Origin of the sequence: Streptomyces sp. NPDC008150, from assembly GCF_042956945.1 — a bacterium.
Classification (GTDB): Bacteria; Actinomycetota; Actinomycetes; order Streptomycetales; family Streptomycetaceae; genus Streptomyces.
The window spans coordinates 115,367-131,285 of sequence record NZ_JBIBHJ010000002.1 but is presented as its reverse complement, the minus strand read 5'-3'; the positions used below and the strand labels follow the sequence as shown (position 1 = coordinate 131,285).

Sequence of the window (15,919 nt, the reverse complement as noted above, 5' to 3'; positions counted from 1 at the left end):
ATGCGCGTTCTCCTCACTGGCGCCTCAGGATTCGTAGGCAGGCACCTGCACCAGGCGCTCCGCGACCGAGGCGACAAGGTCGTCGGCATCGACCTCAACGCCGCCCCACTCGTGCCCAGCGGAGATGCCCTCGACTTCTTCCGCACCGACAACACCCGCTACGACCTCGCCATCCACTGTGCGGCGATCGTCGGCGGCCGGGCCAGCATCGACGGCAGCCCCCTCGGCGTTGGCACCAACCTGGCGCTCGACGCCTGGTACATGCGGTGGCTGATCCGCAGCGGCACCCCGAGGGCCGTGTACTTCTCCAGCAGCGCGGCCTACCCGGTCACGCTTCAGCAGCCCGGTGACGTGCGGCGCCTGTACGAAGAGGACATCAACCTCCAGTACATGGAGGAACCCGACGCCACCTACGGCTGGGCGAAGCTGACGGGGGAGAAGCTCGCCTCCTACGCCGAGGCCGAAGGCTGCCGCATCCTCATCCCGCGGCCGTTCTCCGGCTACGGCGAAGACCAGGACGACGCGTACCCGTTCCCCGCGTTCATCCAGCGGGCCGCCCGCCGTGACGACCCGTTCGAGATCTGGGGCGACGGCAGCAGCACCCGCGACTGGATCCACATCAGCGACCTGGTCGGCGCCACCCTCGCCCTCCTCGACGCCGACGTCACCGGGCCCGTCAACCTCGGCTGGGGCAGGGCCACATCCTTCGATGAACTCGCCCGCATCGTCACCGCAGCAGCTGGCTACCGACCGCAGCTAAAGCACCGCGCCGACGCACCCCGAGGCGTCCACCACCGCGTGTCCGACCCCGGCCGCATGCTCACCCACTACCAGCCCGCCGTCACCCTCGAAGAAGGCGTGCGACGAGCCCTCCACGCCTGACCACCCCACCCGGAAGGCCCGCGCCGTGTTCGACCCCGAAGACCCCCTCACGCAACTCGCAGCTGCAGCAGCCCAGTTGCACGAAGTGTTCCAGGCGCACATCGAAGCTGGCTTCACCGAACAGCAAGCACTGGAGCTGGTGAAGACCATCCTCCTCGCCGGCATGGGCGCCTGATGGATCTCCATACCTGGATAACCCGGCAAGTTGACGCAGCCGAGCGCGTGGCGCGCGACCACGAGCAACCCTCACCTCGCTGGTACTACGACGCCCTCGTCCACGAGATTCGAGACCACGACAACGACGGAACCGTCGCCCTCGTCCACCGCGGCGGAACCGCCCAACACATGATCCGAAACGACCCGGCCGCCGTCCTCCGCCGCTGCGAGGCGGACCGCCGCATCCTTACCCGGCACCGAGTCGATCCGGGTGCGGCTGCGACGGCGCGAGCGGCAGCCTGCGCGGGCTGCGGCGTCGAATGGGTGCAGGACAACTGCAACCCGATCACCGACAATATCAACGACTGCCCAGAGCTACTGGATCTCGCGCACGCCCACGGCATCACGCCGGAGATCCTGGCCAGCCTCGACCGGCCACAGCCGGACGAGCCGAAGTCGCTGGCCGAGCGCTACGCCAACGGCGGCATCCTCACCCCGCCCATCACCACCAGCGACGTGCCCGAGGCGCTCCGAAGGGCCCGCTGGCAGCCCTAACACCAGAGGACGCAATGGCCTACCGAATGGGCGACCCCGTGCGCTCAGTGATCCGCTGCCCGAAGCCCGCCTGCGATCGACTCCTCATCAACAACGAACGCTGCTGCTGCACATGGAAAAAGCCCAGCGAGAACGCCGACCCGCCCACCGGGCAAGCCGTCATCGCAGCCGGCGACGAACTACCCCTCACCGCCACTCAACGCCCCACCTGATCCAGGAGCCCGCGCCATGGCCCGCTACACCATCAACTACCTCACCGGCGACACCGACGAGATCACCGCCACCACGGTGGAACCCCTCGGCGACCAGTACACCGCCTTCCGCGGCAACACCCCCGTCGCCCACATCCCCGCCGCGAACGTCCGCAGCATCATCCGCCAAGACGAGCAGGTGGCCGACTGATGGCCCGCCTCCAGATCCTCGAACTCCCCGAAGGCGCCAACGACGAACGGCCGCCGTTCATTCTCGTCATCGACCAGGCCCCCACCGACGAAGCCGGATTCGACGCCATCCGGCGCGACCTGCTCAGCGACGGCGATCTCGTACCGCGGATCGGCGCCCGAGCCGTCCTCGTCTTCGAGGAGACCATCGACATCCCCGCCAACGACATCCCGGTCGACGCCGACGGCAAGCCCCTCTTCCTCAAGGTCCACGTCGAAGGCGAGTTCGAGAAGTTCCACGAGCAGGTGCAGGACGAGATCCGCAAAGCACAGGACGAACTGAGGAACGCCCGGATCCGCAATGCCTGACGTCACCGTGAAGCTCGGCGACGGCATCCGCGAGATCGCCGTCGAGATCACCGGCAGCAGCGACGGCGACGCCCTCACCCGCGCCGAAGACACCGCTGTCCGCCTCTACGGCATCGCAGTCGCCAGCACCCCACCCGGACAACGAGCCGGATTCGCAGGCTGGGCGCTCACCAGCGACACCGAACGCAGCCCCGAGGAGGTGTGATGTTCCAAGGCGCCGATATCGAGATCATCGAACGCCGGACCACCGCCGACGATCAGCCCGGCTTCCTCGTCCCCAACGCCATCCGCATCAACGGCGTCGAAGTCGCCGTCCCCGCAGACGCCAACATCCAGATCCACGAGATCACCAACGGCGACATTGTCACCGTCACGCTCACCCTCTTCGCCAGAAGTATCAGCATCCGCCACGAGGTATCGGCATGAGCGACACTGACGACCCCAACGCCGAGGCCCACCCATGAGCAGCGGCTGGGCGAACTCAGACCGCAAGGCCCGGCTCCCGTCGAACTGGCGGGCTATCCGAGCCAAGGTGCTCGCCCGCGACGTGGTCTGCAAGATCTGCGGCGTCAGACCGGCCAGCCACTGCGACCACATCGAAGCCAAGACCGACGCCCACGCCGAAGACCGCCTCCAGGGCGTCTGCGCCGAATGCCACGCCCAGAAGAGCAGCCGAGAGGGCAACGCAGCCCAGCGCGCCAACCCCCGCCCCGGCCGCAACAGGCCACAAGAACCACACCCCGGACTGAGGTGACCGTGCCGGCTTACCTCATCGTTCACGCTGAACGCCGCGGCGACGACACCGTCATCGAGGACCCCGACCTCACCGTCGAGTTCGTTGACGGATGGGCGCTCTTCAAGGACCGGGACCCCCACGGCGACATGAACATCGCCCTTGCCATCCCCGCCACGCAAGTCGCCCGCATCGAGCGGGTAGACGACCACCAAGAGCCCATCGAGCAGGAGCCCGCGCCGCAGAAGGAGTGATGATCTGTGGCCAGCAAGGGCCGAGGGAGCCGGAAGAATCGCGGCAACGCCGAGACGCTTCGTCGCTATTGGACGTCTGGGCAGGGGGCGGCCAAGATCAAATGGGGGACTGCTGGGGACTTCGACCGATGCGTTCGGTCCGTCTCCAAGTTCATGGGCGCCCGAGCTCGCGGATACTGCGCCTTGAGGCACAAGGCAGCGACCGGCCTGTGGACCAGCCAGCACGCCAAGGCCCTCCGCGGAGGACGCCGTGGCTAGCTATACCGTCCAGGCCGACGAGTGGGGCGTTCACGGCATCACCCTCGACGCCGGCGCCATCACCACCGTGCACTTCCCCGACGACGTCGACGAGATCGAAGTCCTCAGCCACGACGGGGCCGCACCCATCTACTTCACCGTCGACGGCACCGATCCCGCCGTCGAAGGCCGCGCCTCACGCGTCCTCCCCGCCGCGATCAGCTCCGCCCAGGTCGAGCCGCCCACCGCAGGCCCAACCGTCGTCAAGCTCATCTCCGCCGGGACGCCCAAGGTGTCGGTGACCCGGACATGAGGCGCACCAGCTACAGCCCCAAGATCCCCGACGCGGCGACCAAGGCCATGGTCGACACCGTTGCCAACGCGGCCCTCGCAGACAACGCCGAGGTCGCTGAACGGCTCGCCGCACAGAAAGCTGAACAGGACGCGCTCGCCGCGGAGATGGCCACCCGGCTCGCCACCCTCGCCGACATCGCCGCCCAACTCGCACCGCTGCAGCAGAACGCGAGCACCGAGCACGCCCGCCTCCAAGCGCTGATCGACCAGGCCGAGCAGGAGATCACCGCACTCCGGCCCCTGATCGCCGAAGCACAAGCCGACGCCAACTCGTTCGGGGTCCAAGCCCAAGGCGCCTACGACAAAGCCGGGCTCGCGCTCGCCGCCTCGCAGGACGCCAACGCGGTTGCAGGGCAGGCCAGCACCGCAGCAACATCCGCGACGAACGCCGCCGCCCAAGCGCTTGCTGCGGCAGACCAAGCCGCCGCCACAGCGGGGGCCGCGCAAACAACCGCCAGCCAAGCCGCAACAGACTCCGCCACCGCGAAGACCACGGCCACCTCCGCTCAAGCCGCCGCCACAGCTGCAGGCGCCGACGCCACCGCCGCAAAGACGACGGCCGGCACGGCGAGCACGACAGCGCAGAGCGCAGCCGCCACGGCCGCCTCCGCCAACAGCACGGCCGGGGCAGCCAAGACGGCAGCCGACCAGGCAGCCACCACCGCGACCTCAGCCCAGACCACAGCCAACACGGCAAGCACCAAAGCCGACAGTGCGAACAGTGCAGCAACAGCCGTTGCAAGCAGGGCAACAGCACTGGAGACGCGAGCAGCAGCCCTCGAAGCGCGCACCAATGCGATCCGCCGGGCAGTACCGACGCTGCCGCTCATCGCACTCGGAGCGTCCTACGACCAGGCCATCACCTGGACCACGCCCATGCCGAGCGCCACCTACGACGTCGAGATCGTGGCGAGCGCAGGCCTCATAGGCAAGGCAACCGCGAGGGTCAAGACAGGAACGCAGACGGCGGCCGGCGTCACGGTCACCGTCACTGCGTCCCTCCTGGTCGCGGCAGGGCAGGCCCTCGACGTCACCGCCTACCGGTACGGGTGAGGGGCAGGGCGACCGGCACGGCAGGTGCTGCCTCGTCGGCCGGCATGGCAGGCCAGGGCGAGGTGGCGAGCGCGTGTGGTGGTCACCGCGCGTGCGAGGTGTGGATCTTGGTTGGGGTTGACGGGAAGCCGGTTGATCTTGGCTCCAGCGGTTCATTTGATCTTCGTTGCCAAGATCAAATAGGCCCAAATTTCATGATCCAAATCAACTTTTCCAAGATCAATCCGACCTGGGGGGAGACCCCATGATCATGATCTTTTGGGATCGGCCCCGTATAGCACCTGACATCGCCCCCGGGTTTCCAAGGCGCTGACCTGCACTGATGCTGGCGGCCTGAGTGAGGCCGTTGGTCGGCTTCGCGTCCCAACTGGGTAACTGTGCAGGTCAGTTCGCTGTAGCCGTTAACTCGCACCAGTAGACTGGTCGCATGCCAGGGACGCTTCAGCGGTGCGCGCACTGCGGTGGAGACCTGCCGGTGATGCACCGGTCGGACCGCCGCTACTGCACGGACTCGCACCGCGTCCTTGCAGCTCGCGCCCGTAAGCGCGCCCGTGATGCCGAGCTTGCCGCCAAACAGCAGGCCCGCATCCCGGCCGAGTTGACCGCCCGCCCCCGCTGGGTACGGCACAAGGACAAGGTGCCCATGCGCACCGACGGCCGCTTCGCCGCGGTCAACGACCCTTCCTCCTGGTCCGACTACCAGGCGGTCGCCTCGTCGACGACCGGCGACGGTGTCGGATTCGTTCTGACGGCCGGCGACGGCATCGTGGTCATCGACCTGGACCATGCCGTCGACGGCGGGCGGGTCCTCCCGTGGGCACAGACGATCGTCGACCAACTGCCGCCGACGTACATGGAGCGCGGGCGGTCAGGTACTGGCCTGCATCTCTGGTTCCGCGGTGCGGTTCCGCACGGCCGGCGCATCCGCCGGGGGGAGTTGGCGGTCGAGGTGTACTCGGATCGCCGCTACATCATCATCGGCGACCGGGTTCCGGGTACGCCTCTGAGTCTTGCCGAGCTGCCTGATGCGGCCGGTTTGATCGCTTCGTTCTCGTGACGCCCTGGCGGCGTCCCTGACGGGGCGTCGTCGTTTCCAGCCCGCTGTGCGCCCTGGTGGCGCGCTCTGACCCTGGAGGTCGTCATGGGCGCACGTGGACCTATCGGTAAGCGTTCCGAGGAACGCATGGGCCACCGCTCGAAGGATGAGAAGGACTCGATCACCAAGGCCCCGTCTGGGGCGCCTGCGGATCTGCCGGAACTCCCGGATCCGAGCCCGCTGTGGGATCCGATCGCGACGGACTGGTATCTGTCGCTGCGTAAGTCGGGTCAGGCGGCGTTCTACCAGCCGTCGGACTGGGCTGTGGCCCGGTATGCGGCGGAGCTGATGTCGCGGGTGCTGGACTGCTCGGAGCGTGGCCCGAACGGCCAGTTGGTGGCGGCGTTGAACTCGGTGATGTCGTCGCTGCTGACGACTGAGGGCGACCGCCGGCGGGCCCGCATGGAGCTGGAGCGGAAGAAGCCCTCCGCGCAGGCCGACGCTGACGTGGCGGTGCTTGATGACTACCGTTCCGCCTTCAGCGGCTGAGGTCGACGAGGCCGTTCCGGAGACCATCACCCCGTTCGTGATCGGGCCCACGTGGACCAAGGACGAGGCTGGCGACTACGTCGTACCGGCGTTCACGCTCGGGTACCACGTCGCGGGGTGGGCTCACCGCAATCTGCAGCAGGGCATGGGTAGACCCTGGCGGTACACATCGGAGCAGATTCGCATCTTGTTCTGGTGGTACGCCCTGGACCCCGAGTCGGGTGAGTTCATCTATCGGGACGCGGTGCTTCAACGGCTCAAGGGCTGGGGGAAGGATCCTTTCGGGGCGACGCTCTCGGCTACGGAGTTCGTCGGGCCGTGCCGGTGGAACGGTCGAGTCGCCAAGGCTGGTGAGTTCCGCGGTGTCCCGGCTGGGCAGCCCGTCGGCGAGCCTCATCCGGAAGCGTGGGTGCAGATCGCTGCGGTGTCGAAGGACCAGACCCGCAACACAATGATCATCTTTGGCTCGCTGTTCACGAGAGAAGCCAAGGCCGAGTACGGCATTGAGGTTGGCAAGGAGATCGTCTACGCCCACAAAGGGCTCAGTCGCATCGAGGCGGTCACCTCGTCGCCGCGATCCCTTGAAGGCGGACGTACTACGTTCACCCTGCTCAATGAAACGCATCACTGGATCGAGTCGAATCAGGGCCACGAGATGGCCGCAACGATTGAACGCAACGCCACCAAGTCAGCGGATGGTTCGGCTCGCACGTTCGCGATCACCAACGCATTCGAGCCTGGCGAGGATTCGGTTGCCGAGCAGACCCGGGACGCCTACGAGGCAGCCGAAGCCGGCCGCGCGGAAGACACCGGCATCCTGTACGACTCGCTGGAAGCCCCGCCCGAGGCGAAGCTGACGAAGCCGTGGCTGGAGAAGGTGCTCTTGGCGGTGCGGGGCGACTCGACCTGGCTGAACATTCCGCGCCTGGTGAAGTCGATTCTGGACCCCCGGAACCCTCCGAGCAGGTCACGGCGCTTCTGGTACAACCAGGTCGTCGCTGCCGAGGATGCGTGGATGGCCCGCTACGAGTGGGATGCCTGCAAGCGCGAGGGCCTGCAACTCGTCGACGGCGACGAGATCGTCTTGTTCTTCGACGGCTCCAAGAGCGACGACGCCACGGGGCTGTGCGCGTGCCGTATGTCGGACGGGTTCGTGACGGCGCTCGGGGTGTGGCAGAAGCCGCCGAACTGGCCGGCGCCGAACACCCCGGGGTTCGTGCCGTACCAGGTTCCGCGCGACGAGGTGCACGGCGTTGTGGAGCACACGTTCGCCCGGTTCAAGGTGCTGGCGTTCTTCGCTGACCCGGGGTCGGGCCAGGACGACGAGGGCGAGATGTACTGGGACACGTACATCGACCTCTGGGGTCAGACGTGGGGTCCGAAGCTGGCGCTGCGCTCGGTCCTGTCGGGGCCGAAGGCGCACGCGGTGCGCTGGGACATGCGCGATACCCGCAACCAGGAGACGTTCACCGAGGCCGTGAAGCGGGCTCACGCGGATGTGCTGGAGCGGACGCTCTTGCATGACGGGCACAAGGTGCTGCGTACCCATGTGATCAACGCCCGGCGGCGCACGAACCGTTGGGGCATCACGATCGGTAAGGAGCACCGTGAGTCCGCCAGGAAGATCGACCTCGCGGTGTGTGCGATCGGGGCACGGATGCTGCGCCGCATGATCCTCAACTCGGCAAAACGGCCCAAGAAGAAGGCCACCGGCAAGGGGAGGGTTGTGGTGCTGCGATGACCTCCTACGCTCCTGAACTTCCCCTCACGTTCCTGTCGGACGATGAACTCGCCCTGATCAACGTGTTGCGCGCGGACATGCTGCGGGACCGCTGGGCATTGCAGTTGCGGGATGCCTACTTCAACGGCGAGCAGTTGGTTCGGGATCTCGGTATCAGCATTCCGCCTCAGCTCAAGGGCCTGCACACGGTGATCGGTTGGCCGCGGGTCGGTGTCGAGTCGCTGGAGGAGCGCCTCGATCTGGAGGCGTTCCGGTGGGCTGACGGCGCCGGCTCCAGTGACCTGGCGGAGATCGCCGAGGCGAACGACCTGTTCGACGAGTCGAGCCTCGCCCACCTGGATGCTCTCGTCTACGGCCGCGAGTACCTGGCGGTCGGTTCCGGGGAGTGTGGTGGCGACTGCCCGCCGTTGATCTCGGCAGAGTCGCCGTTGGACATGACGCTGATGTGGGACGCCCGCCTTCGGATGGGTACGGCAGCACTCCGGGAGTGCGCTGCGGACACGTTCATCGAGTCTGGTCCCGACGAGCGGATGCTGGTCCTGTACCTGCCGGATCAGACGGTGATGTGCCTGCCGTCGCAGTCCGGGGGCTGGAAGGTCGTCGACCGCGACATCCACAACCTGGGTGTCGTCCCGGTGGTCAGGCTGGCGAACCGTCAGCGGACTGCGGACCGGGTCGGGAAGTCGGAGATCACCCCGGAGGTCATGTCCGTCACGGACGCTGCATGCCGGCGCCTCATGGGCATGGAAGTTGCCGCGGAGTTCTTCGGCGCCCCGCAGCGGTACATCCTCGGCGCGTCGGAGTCGGCGTTCCAGGAAGCGGACGGCACCGCCAAGAGCGCCTGGGAGACCTACATCGGGCGGGTTCTGGCGCTGGAGCGGGACGAGGAAGGCAACGTGCCGGCCGTCGGCCAGTTCGCTGCGCACGACCCGACCGGCATGACGAAGATCATCGACCTGTATGCGCGGATCATGTCCAGTCAGTTCGGGCTGCCACCGCACATGCTGGGCTACACCACCGACAACCCCGCCTCCGCGGATGCGATCCGCAGCACCGAGGCCAAGCTCGTCAAGCGGTCCGAGCGGCGGATCCGCCGCTTCGGGCACGCCTGGCAGCAGGCCATGCGTCTCGCCTTGTGGGTACGGGACGGCGAACCCCCGGACAAGGCCCGCCGCATTGAGACGGTGTGGCGCAACCCGGCAACGCCAACCGTCGCCGCGCAGGTCGACGCCACGGTGAAGCTGGTGCAGGCGGGTGTGCTGCCTGCGGACTCCGACGTCACGTTGGAGATGGCCGGCTTCACCGAGGGGCAGCGGCAGCGGATCGCAACAGACCGTCGGCGTAGCGCGGGACGCACAGGTAGCAGCGAGTTGATGGACCGCCTTGCCGAACTTGGGGCGGGCTCCACCAGTGGCCCTGCTGCGGAGCCGTCGGAGGCCGACCTTGGCATCGACGACCTCGGATAGCACGGCGGCTGTTGCCCGTTGGCGAAGAGCCCAGTTGGGGTTGACGACGCTGCTGCTGAGGGATCTGCGCGGGTTGCGGCGGTTGATCAACCCGGACCGGTTGCAGGCGACGGTCCCGACGTGGATCGAAGCGGTGGCGGCCCTGGTGGCACGCTACTCGCAGGTGTCCGCGACGTTGGCTGCCGACTTCTACGACGGGGAACGCGAAGCCGCCGGCATAACCGGCGTGTTCACGGTGCCACTCGGGGACCCTCCGCCGGAGGATCAGACGTCGAACTCACTGCGGTGGGCCACGAAAGACCTGTGGCCCCGGACAGAAGACGATGTGGCCACCGATCAGGGGCCGTTCGACACGCGACTGGAGACTGCCATGTCACGTGCTGACGCGGCTGTCGACCGGCTGGTGCTGAATGCCGGCCGCAGCACGGTCACGGACGCTGTCCAGCAGGACCGGGGGGCCGTCGGGTATGCGCGCGCCGCGGCTCTCGGCTGCTGTCCGTTCTGCGCTCTGATGTCCAGCCGCGGCGCCGTGTACAAGGACCGCGGCACAGTCGGCGGGGACGCCAATGACCAGTTCATCGGCAACGACAGCGTGATCAAGTACCACAACTACTGCCGCTGCCAGCCGATCCCTGTCTTCCGCGGCCAGACGTTCGCGCTGTCGCCGAAGGCCCGCGAGTGGGACCGCATCTACCAGCAGTTCGCTCAAGGACATCCGGGGCAGCAACTGCGGCTCTTCCGGGCAGCACTCGCAGACCAGAGGTCGCAAGCGGACCCCGGTTCTTTCTGATCAACAGCCGCCCTGGTGGCGGCCTTTCCCATTTCACAGCCCCTGGAGGGCCGATTCGTCATGCCTGAAGAGACCGAGCAGAGCAGCGAGCAGCAGGAGTCCGGAACCGAGGAGAGCGTCGAGGAGACGACCACCGCGGAACAGGACGGAGCCGAGTCGACGGATGACGCCCAGGAGGCGGAGTCCGGCGAAGAGAGGCCGTTCGACCGGAAGCAAGCCGAGGCGAAGATCCGGAAGGCGAACTCGGAGGCCGCGAACCTCCGTAAGCGCCTGAAGGAACTGGAACCGAAGGCTGCTGAGCTGCAGGCCATCAAGGACGCCGAGAAGTCGGAGTCCGAGCGCCTCAACGACCAGCTGCAGCGGGCCAACGACCAGATCGCGAAGACCCGCCAGAGCTTGGCGAAGGCGCGCGTTCAGGCACTGGCCGGCGCCTCCTCGGAGGATCGCGCCGCGTTCACGGACCCCGAAGACGCGGTTGGTGCGCTCGATCTCGGCTCGTACATCGGCGAAGACGGCGACATCGACGAGTCCGCCATCGAGGCGGATCTCCAGGCGCTGTTGGAGCGCAAGCCGCACTGGGCGAAGGCCCAGCCCCCGGAGGGCTCGCGGCGTCCTGCGCCGGACCGCACTCAGGCGTCCGGCGCCAACAAGACACGCCCCCTCACCCCCGAAGACGAGTTCTCCGGGTGGCTCAAGTCGCAGCTCACGTAGCTGCTGAAAGCGAGAAGTCATGGTGGCTACGGCCCCCCTCAAGCTGTCCGACGTCAACGCCTCACTCCTGCCGCGCACCATCACGGCGCCGATCTTCGAGAAGTCCGTGGAGCAGTCCGCGGTGATGACGCTGGCCCGCCCGGCGCCGCTGGCGATCGACGCGACCACGTCGGTGCCGATCCCGATGGACGTGCCGCAGGCCGACTGGGTCGGGCAGGCGCAGAAGAAGCCTCTGTCGAGTTCTTCGGTCGGCATCAAGCAGATGACGGCGAAGAAGCTCGCCGTGCTCATCCCGGTCGCCGAAGAGGTCGCCATGACCAACGCGGGCGGCCTGTACACGCAGCTCCAGCGTGACCTGCCGACCGCGTTCGCCCGAGCCTTCGACCACGCGGCGATCCACGGTCTGACCATGAAGGGCGCCGCCGGCCCATTCGCCGACTACCTGGCGATGACCACGAACTCGGTGGTTCTCGGCACGGCGTCGCAGAGCACCGGCGGTATCTGGGCCGACCTGGTCAAGGGCATGGAGAAGGTCATCGACGACGACTTCGACTACACGGGGACCGTCGCCGACCACCGCCTGAAGCCGAAGCTGCTGCTCGCGACCGACACGACCGGCCGTCCGATCCTGGTCGACACCCAGACTCCGGGCACCGACATGGCCGCGGCCGGCACGCTGATCGGTGAGCCGCTCGCCTACTCCCGTTCGGTGTCCGGCAAGCAGCGCCGCCAGTCGACCAGCTCGGACTCCGGTCTGCGGGCGATCGGCGGCGACTGGTCGCAGGCCGCCTACGGCGTCGGCATGGACATCACCGTGCGGATCTCGAAGGAGGCCACGTACATCGACGAGGACGGCGGCGTCCACTCGGCGTTCCAGGAGAACCTGGTGCTGATCCTCGCGGAGGCCTACTACGGCTACGTGCAGGGCGACGCGTCCGCGTTCGTGAAGTACACCGGCACCCCGGCCTACGGGTCGTGATCGAGGCCCGCGGCGGCGGGAAGAGCGGCCGGGCGATGCAGGTCGTTGCCCGGCTGCACGCCGCCCCGCCCCGGCACAACGCCGGGGCGGAGTGGATGGCCTGGTCGATGTTCCGTGCTCTCGTCGGGCGCGGGCACGATGTCACGGTGTGGCTGTCCAGGTACGGCGAGGATCACGAGCCGTATGAGCTGGACGGCGTGAAGGTAATTCCGCTGGAGTCGCGTCTGGACTTCGCCAGCGCTGTCCGGCGGGCGAGTGTCCTGGTGTCGCATCTGGAGAATGTGAAGCCGACGGCGGCCCTGGCCCGCGGGTACGGGAAGCCGTTCGTGGCGATCTGCCACAACACGTTCACGCCGACGTTCAAGGGCATGGCGTCTGGTGGGACTGCGCTGGCGGTGTACAACTCGCAGTGGATGGCGCGGGAAGCGGAAGTCTTCTTCGCGGAGTATCCGAAGGCGATTCGCCCCGAGGCTTCGCTGATCATCCGGCCGCCGGTGTTCGCCGAGGACTATGCGACGAAGCCCGGCGACCGGATCACCCTCATCAACACGAACCTTGACAAGGGTGGCGGGTTGTTCCACGACCTGGCCAAACGCATGCCGGACCGGAAGTTCCTTGCGGTGATGGGCGCTTACGGCGAGCAGACCGACTACTCGGACCTGTCGAACGTCGAGGTCGTCGAGCAGATGTCGGGTCACAAGATGCGGGAGGCGGTGTACAGCCGCACGAAGGTGCTGCTCATGCCGTCGCTCTACGAGTCGTGGGGCCGGGCAGGCGTTGAGGCGCTCGCGAGCGGTATCCCTGTTCTCGCGCATCCGACGCCGGGTCTGTGTGAGTCGCTGGCCGAGGGTGGGATCTTCCTGGAGCGGCAGGACTTGGACGGGTGGGAGGCGGTCCTGCGGAAGCTGGAGGCGCCTGCCGAGTACCGGCTGGCGTCGAAGCGGGCGAAGGCCCGCAGTGCCGAACTGGATCCGACGGACGAACTGTCCGCCTGGTGCGATGCCGTGGAGGCGTTGGCTTAGGAGGACGCTGTGGCATTCGTTCCTCCGACCGCAGAGGAGCTCGGGCTCGTCCTAGGTCTCGACGAGATTCACGGCGATCGAGCTGACCTCCTCATCACCACCGCCACGTCGCTCTGCCAGACCGTTGTAAAGCCTCTGCCCGAGGGCGCAGAGGCAGTCGTCCTGTCGGTCGCCGGCCGGGCTTACGTCAATCCCCAGCAGGTGTCTTACGAGACGATCGGCCCGATGTCGGTACAGCGGCCGTCCGGGTCGGGCGGCCTGTATCTGACGAAGGCCGACAAGAGTGCGCTCAAGTCCCTGGCCGGCCGGGGCGGCGCGTTCACTGTGGATCCAACCCCCGGCACCGCCGACCCGTCGCCAACGTGGCCGGTCGACGACGCGGGGATCTACGGAGAGTACGAGCCCGGCTGGGGCTACCCCTGATGCCGGCCCCGTACCCGTATGGGGAGACGGTGCGGATCATCCGCACCGGCGAATCGCCAGGGCGAGGGCCTCGCGGCCAGCCGTTGCCGGGCGCTGACGAGTCGTTCGACCTGGCTGGCTGCGTTGTCGCGCCTCGGGCGGAGACGCCACAGGTGGGGGGCGAGCAGCAGCAGGCTCGGGACACCGTCATCGTTGGCTGGACTGTGTACGCACCGGCAGGCCACCCACGGATGCCGCTACGTACCACCGACAAGGCGCGCGTCCGCGGTGTCGACTGCAACATCACCGGCGAACCCGGAGACTGGGGTCGATCACCCTTCACCGGTACCCGCGGCCCGATCCAATTCGCTGCCGACCGGGTCACCGGCTGAGGAGGTCTGATGGCCACCAAGTTCAAGATGAAGTCGCGGGGAATCGGCCAGATGCTCCGTATGCCGGGCATGCAGGCGGAGATGCTGCGCCGCGCCGAGGTCATCAAGGGTGTTGCCGTAGGTCTGTCCCCGGTCTACGAAGCGGGCCCGCACCCTGGCCACTACAAGGCCTCGTGGCAGGCGAGCAGCACCAGGCGTGGTGGCTACAGCAAGGACCGGGCGGCGGGCATCGTCCGCAACACGGCGTACTACGCGTGGCGGGTGGAGTACGGGACCGAGAAGGTTCGCGCCCATCATGTACTGCTGCGGGCAGCCCGGTTGGGCGGGCGGAACCAGTGACCGCCCTTGTGGATATTGAGCTGGAGCTCATCACCCGGGCAACGGCCCGTTGGCCGGACTCGGTGGTGCGTGATGAGCTCGACAACAGCCTGCTCAGCGAGCTGCCGACGATCCAGATCGAGCAGATCCCCGGCGGCGGCGATGACGGGTTGCGGCTGTCGCGGCCGGTCGTCGACATCAACGTGTACGCCGCGACGAGGGCGGACGCCATCGCCCTGGCCGGCGAGGTCCACGACTGGGTGACGCGTGACCTGCGCGGCAGCGTGAGCACCAACGCCGTCATCGGGCGCACGAGTTGCCTGTCCCTCCCGGCGGCTCGCCCCTACGAGAACACCGCCCTCCGCCGCGTGGGGGCCACCTACGAGCTCTTCTGCCACCCGGTCTCCTGACGACCGGTTTTGGGCCCGCGCCGGACCCCCTGTTCCCGCCCGTGCGCGGGCTTTTCCATGTCTGGAGACATCTCATGGTCAACATCACTCGCGCCGCGGACCTGGCGCTCGTCGGAGCGAACGGCGGGGGATGGGTGGCGCCGGTCGGTACGGCCGCCCCGGCGTCGCCGCTGGCTCAGCCCGTGGCGCCGTGGGAGCCGCTCGGCGCGATCTCGGACGACGGCCTCACCTACGGGTTCGACGAGGACTCCCAGGAGTTCACCCCGTGGGGGCTCACCAGCCCGTTCCGCACGCAGATCACCAAGTCGGTCCGCACTTTCGGCCTGACGGTGTGGGAGACCAGCCGCGTGTCCGTGCAGTCGCTGCAGTACCGGCTGGACGCGGCGGCGCTGGAGCCGGACGAGGACGGCCTCACCAAGTACGCGGAGACCGCGTCCCCGGTGCCGGACCGCCGCGCGTTCTGGTTCCTCGTCATCGACGGATCCAGCTACAAGGGCTTCTACGTCCCGCAGGGAGAGATCAACGACCGCTCCGACGTCAGCTTCAAGCAGGACGAAATGAGCGGCTACGAGTGGACGATCACCACCTACCCGGACGACTCCGGGAACACCGTCTACCACGTCGACAAGATCCCCACCACGCCCACGTACACGGGCTCCTGAACCGGTGGGCGGGCTGGATAGCCAGCCGGCGCGGGCCCCGCCCGCCCACCTCCCTGTCTGCCCGCGCCATGCCTTGAGGAGGCCCGCGCCCATGCCTGCCACGAAGAAGGAACTCGACGCCGCCCGCGAAGCAGCCAACGCCCAGGAGGCCGAGGCGGAGCTCGACGGGGACTACGTCACGGTGCCGCTCGCCGGGTACGACGGCGTCACCAAGGACGTCCGCTGCGTGCCGTCCGGCCGGTGGCGGGCATCGACCATCCGCGCCCTGAACAGCGGCGACATCGACACGTTCATGGAGACGAACCTCCACCCCGACGACTACGAGATCTTCGAAGAACTCGACCCGGACATGGACGGCTTCGGGAAGTTCGTGGGCGACGTCAGCCGCATCTCCGGTGAGTCCCTGGGAAAGTCCAGTGGGTCTTCTCGATCTGGGAGCGGCACCCGGAGGCGGTAGAGGCTGATCTC

The 15,919-nt window shown here is 67.7% G+C and carries 23 protein-coding genes; all 23 read left to right on the top strand.

Going from position 1 to position 15,919, the window contains the following annotated elements; all coding sequences use genetic code 11:
• The 23 genes from ACFZA0_RS06380 (at position 1) to ACFZA0_RS06270 (ending at position 15,908) form a co-directional block, all read left to right on the top strand.
• Positions 1-882 carry an NAD-dependent epimerase/dehydratase family protein gene (locus ACFZA0_RS06380; protein ID WP_391012269.1) on the top strand — a complete coding sequence of 294 codons (882 nt, stop codon included), beginning with the start codon at positions 1-3 and terminating at the stop codon, positions 880-882.
• 25 nt (positions 883-907) lie between these two features.
• Positions 908-1,057 carry a hypothetical protein gene (locus ACFZA0_RS06375; protein WP_391012265.1) on the top strand — a complete coding sequence of 50 codons (150 nt, stop codon included), beginning with the start codon at positions 908-910 and terminating at the stop codon, positions 1,055-1,057.
• Complete coding sequence (locus tag ACFZA0_RS06370; RefSeq protein WP_391012262.1) at positions 1,057-1,593, top strand: DUF6221 family protein; 537 nt, start codon at positions 1,057-1,059, stop codon at positions 1,591-1,593. Before ACFZA0_RS06375 ends, ACFZA0_RS06370 begins: the two co-directional genes overlap by 1 nt.
• A gap of 228 nt (positions 1,594-1,821) precedes the next feature.
• Entirely contained in the window at positions 1,822-1,995 is a 174-nt protein-coding gene (locus ACFZA0_RS06365; RefSeq protein ID WP_391012259.1) for a hypothetical protein, read from the top strand.
• Positions 1,995-2,342, top strand: a complete 348-nt coding sequence (locus ACFZA0_RS06360) for a hypothetical protein (RefSeq protein ID WP_391012256.1) — start codon at positions 1,995-1,997, stop codon at positions 2,340-2,342. The genes ACFZA0_RS06365 and ACFZA0_RS06360 overlap by 1 nt, the downstream gene beginning before the upstream one ends.
• On the top strand, positions 2,335-2,547 hold the full coding sequence (locus ACFZA0_RS06355) for a hypothetical protein (protein WP_391012253.1): 213 nt from the start codon (positions 2,335-2,337) through the stop codon (positions 2,545-2,547). The genes ACFZA0_RS06360 and ACFZA0_RS06355 overlap by 8 nt, the downstream gene beginning before the upstream one ends.
• Positions 2,547-2,768 (top strand): hypothetical protein, encoded by a 222-nt coding sequence (locus ACFZA0_RS06350; protein WP_391012250.1) that lies wholly within the window; start codon positions 2,547-2,549, stop codon positions 2,766-2,768. The genes ACFZA0_RS06355 and ACFZA0_RS06350 overlap by 1 nt, the downstream gene beginning before the upstream one ends.
• 330 nt (positions 2,769-3,098) lie before the next feature.
• Positions 3,099-3,329 (top strand): hypothetical protein, encoded by a 231-nt coding sequence (locus ACFZA0_RS06345; RefSeq protein ID WP_391012248.1) that lies wholly within the window; start codon positions 3,099-3,101, stop codon positions 3,327-3,329.
• A 250-nt stretch (positions 3,330-3,579) separates the two neighbouring features.
• Positions 3,580-3,879, top strand: a complete 300-nt coding sequence (locus tag ACFZA0_RS06340; RefSeq protein ID WP_391012246.1) for a hypothetical protein — start codon at positions 3,580-3,582, stop codon at positions 3,877-3,879.
• A complete protein-coding gene (locus tag ACFZA0_RS06335) occupies positions 3,876-4,973 on the top strand; it encodes a hypothetical protein (RefSeq protein WP_391012243.1) in 1,098 nt (365 codons plus the stop codon). The genes ACFZA0_RS06340 and ACFZA0_RS06335 overlap by 4 nt, the downstream gene beginning before the upstream one ends.
• A gap of 427 nt (positions 4,974-5,400) precedes the next feature.
• Positions 5,401-6,030 (top strand): bifunctional DNA primase/polymerase, encoded by a 630-nt coding sequence (locus ACFZA0_RS06330; protein ID WP_391012240.1) that lies wholly within the window; start codon positions 5,401-5,403, stop codon positions 6,028-6,030.
• An 84-nt stretch (positions 6,031-6,114) separates the two neighbouring features.
• Positions 6,115-6,558: a hypothetical protein gene (locus ACFZA0_RS06325; protein WP_391012237.1), complete on the top strand. Its 444-nt coding sequence runs from the start codon at positions 6,115-6,117 to the stop codon at positions 6,556-6,558.
• Positions 6,530-8,299: a terminase gene (locus tag ACFZA0_RS06320; protein ID WP_391012234.1), complete on the top strand. Its 1,770-nt coding sequence runs from the start codon at positions 6,530-6,532 to the stop codon at positions 8,297-8,299. Before ACFZA0_RS06325 ends, ACFZA0_RS06320 begins: the two co-directional genes overlap by 29 nt.
• A complete protein-coding gene (locus tag ACFZA0_RS06315) occupies positions 8,296-9,765 on the top strand; it encodes a phage portal protein (RefSeq protein ID WP_391012231.1) in 1,470 nt (489 codons plus the stop codon). The genes ACFZA0_RS06320 and ACFZA0_RS06315 overlap by 4 nt, the downstream gene beginning before the upstream one ends.
• A 40-nt stretch (positions 9,766-9,805) precedes the next feature.
• Complete coding sequence (locus ACFZA0_RS06310) at positions 9,806-10,555, top strand: hypothetical protein (RefSeq protein WP_391012228.1); 750 nt, start codon at positions 9,806-9,808, stop codon at positions 10,553-10,555.
• A gap of 60 nt (positions 10,556-10,615) precedes the next feature.
• Complete coding sequence (locus tag ACFZA0_RS06305) at positions 10,616-11,266, top strand: hypothetical protein (protein WP_391012226.1); 651 nt, start codon at positions 10,616-10,618, stop codon at positions 11,264-11,266.
• A gap of 19 nt (positions 11,267-11,285) precedes the next feature.
• The gene (locus ACFZA0_RS06300) at positions 11,286-12,245 is read left to right on the top strand and encodes a phage major capsid protein (protein ID WP_391012223.1); all 960 of its coding nucleotides are present in this window, start codon (positions 11,286-11,288) and stop codon (positions 12,243-12,245) included.
• Positions 12,242-13,267, top strand: coding sequence for a glycosyltransferase (locus ACFZA0_RS06295; RefSeq protein ID WP_391012220.1), 1,026 nt, complete (start codon positions 12,242-12,244; stop codon positions 13,265-13,267). Before ACFZA0_RS06300 ends, ACFZA0_RS06295 begins: the two co-directional genes overlap by 4 nt.
• Positions 13,268-13,276: 9 nt before the next feature.
• Positions 13,277-13,690 (top strand): hypothetical protein, encoded by a 414-nt coding sequence (locus tag ACFZA0_RS06290; RefSeq protein ID WP_391012218.1) that lies wholly within the window; start codon positions 13,277-13,279, stop codon positions 13,688-13,690.
• A 380-nt stretch (positions 13,691-14,070) separates the two neighbouring features.
• Positions 14,071-14,400 carry an HK97 gp10 family phage protein gene (locus tag ACFZA0_RS06285; RefSeq protein ID WP_391012216.1) on the top strand — a complete coding sequence of 110 codons (330 nt, stop codon included), beginning with the start codon at positions 14,071-14,073 and terminating at the stop codon, positions 14,398-14,400.
• Positions 14,397-14,789, top strand: coding sequence for a hypothetical protein (locus ACFZA0_RS06280; protein ID WP_391012213.1), 393 nt, complete (start codon positions 14,397-14,399; stop codon positions 14,787-14,789). Before ACFZA0_RS06285 ends, ACFZA0_RS06280 begins: the two co-directional genes overlap by 4 nt.
• A gap of 74 nt (positions 14,790-14,863) precedes the next feature.
• Positions 14,864-15,451, top strand: a complete 588-nt coding sequence (locus ACFZA0_RS06275; protein ID WP_391012210.1) for a phage tail protein — start codon at positions 14,864-14,866, stop codon at positions 15,449-15,451.
• A gap of 91 nt (positions 15,452-15,542) precedes the next feature.
• Positions 15,543-15,908: a hypothetical protein gene (locus ACFZA0_RS06270; RefSeq protein ID WP_391012207.1), complete on the top strand. Its 366-nt coding sequence runs from the start codon at positions 15,543-15,545 to the stop codon at positions 15,906-15,908.
• The last annotated feature ends 11 nt before the right edge of the window (positions 15,909-15,919 follow it).

What these genes read in the sequence shown, in the direction of transcription:
- ACFZA0_RS06380 (WP_391012269.1), top strand. Translation starts at nt 1, where the DNA reads ATGCGCGTTCTCCTCACTGGCGCCTCAGGATTCGTAGGCAGGCACCTG.
- ACFZA0_RS06370 (WP_391012262.1), top strand. Translation starts at nt 1,057, where the DNA reads ATGGATCTCCATACCTGGATAACCCGGCAAGTTGACGCAGCCGAGCGC.
- ACFZA0_RS06365 (WP_391012259.1), top strand. Translation starts at nt 1,822, where the DNA reads ATGGCCCGCTACACCATCAACTACCTCACCGGCGACACCGACGAGATC.
- ACFZA0_RS06360 (WP_391012256.1), top strand. Translation starts at nt 1,995, where the DNA reads ATGGCCCGCCTCCAGATCCTCGAACTCCCCGAAGGCGCCAACGACGAA.
- ACFZA0_RS06355 (WP_391012253.1), top strand. Translation starts at nt 2,335, where the DNA reads ATGCCTGACGTCACCGTGAAGCTCGGCGACGGCATCCGCGAGATCGCC.
- ACFZA0_RS06350 (WP_391012250.1), top strand. Translation starts at nt 2,547, where the DNA reads ATGTTCCAAGGCGCCGATATCGAGATCATCGAACGCCGGACCACCGCC.
- ACFZA0_RS06335 (WP_391012243.1), top strand. Translation starts at nt 3,876, where the DNA reads ATGAGGCGCACCAGCTACAGCCCCAAGATCCCCGACGCGGCGACCAAG.
- ACFZA0_RS06330 (WP_391012240.1), top strand. Translation starts at nt 5,401, where the DNA reads ATGCCAGGGACGCTTCAGCGGTGCGCGCACTGCGGTGGAGACCTGCCG.
- ACFZA0_RS06325 (WP_391012237.1), top strand. Translation starts at nt 6,115, where the DNA reads ATGGGCGCACGTGGACCTATCGGTAAGCGTTCCGAGGAACGCATGGGC.
- ACFZA0_RS06320 (WP_391012234.1), top strand. Translation starts at nt 6,530, where the DNA reads ATGACTACCGTTCCGCCTTCAGCGGCTGAGGTCGACGAGGCCGTTCCG.
- ACFZA0_RS06315 (WP_391012231.1), top strand. Translation starts at nt 8,296, where the DNA reads ATGACCTCCTACGCTCCTGAACTTCCCCTCACGTTCCTGTCGGACGAT.
- ACFZA0_RS06305 (WP_391012226.1), top strand. Translation starts at nt 10,616, where the DNA reads ATGCCTGAAGAGACCGAGCAGAGCAGCGAGCAGCAGGAGTCCGGAACC.
- ACFZA0_RS06300 (WP_391012223.1), top strand. Translation starts at nt 11,286, where the DNA reads ATGGTGGCTACGGCCCCCCTCAAGCTGTCCGACGTCAACGCCTCACTC.
- ACFZA0_RS06285 (WP_391012216.1), top strand. Translation starts at nt 14,071, where the DNA reads ATGGCCACCAAGTTCAAGATGAAGTCGCGGGGAATCGGCCAGATGCTC.
- ACFZA0_RS06275 (WP_391012210.1), top strand. Translation starts at nt 14,864, where the DNA reads ATGGTCAACATCACTCGCGCCGCGGACCTGGCGCTCGTCGGAGCGAAC.
- ACFZA0_RS06270 (WP_391012207.1), top strand. Translation starts at nt 15,543, where the DNA reads ATGCCTGCCACGAAGAAGGAACTCGACGCCGCCCGCGAAGCAGCCAAC.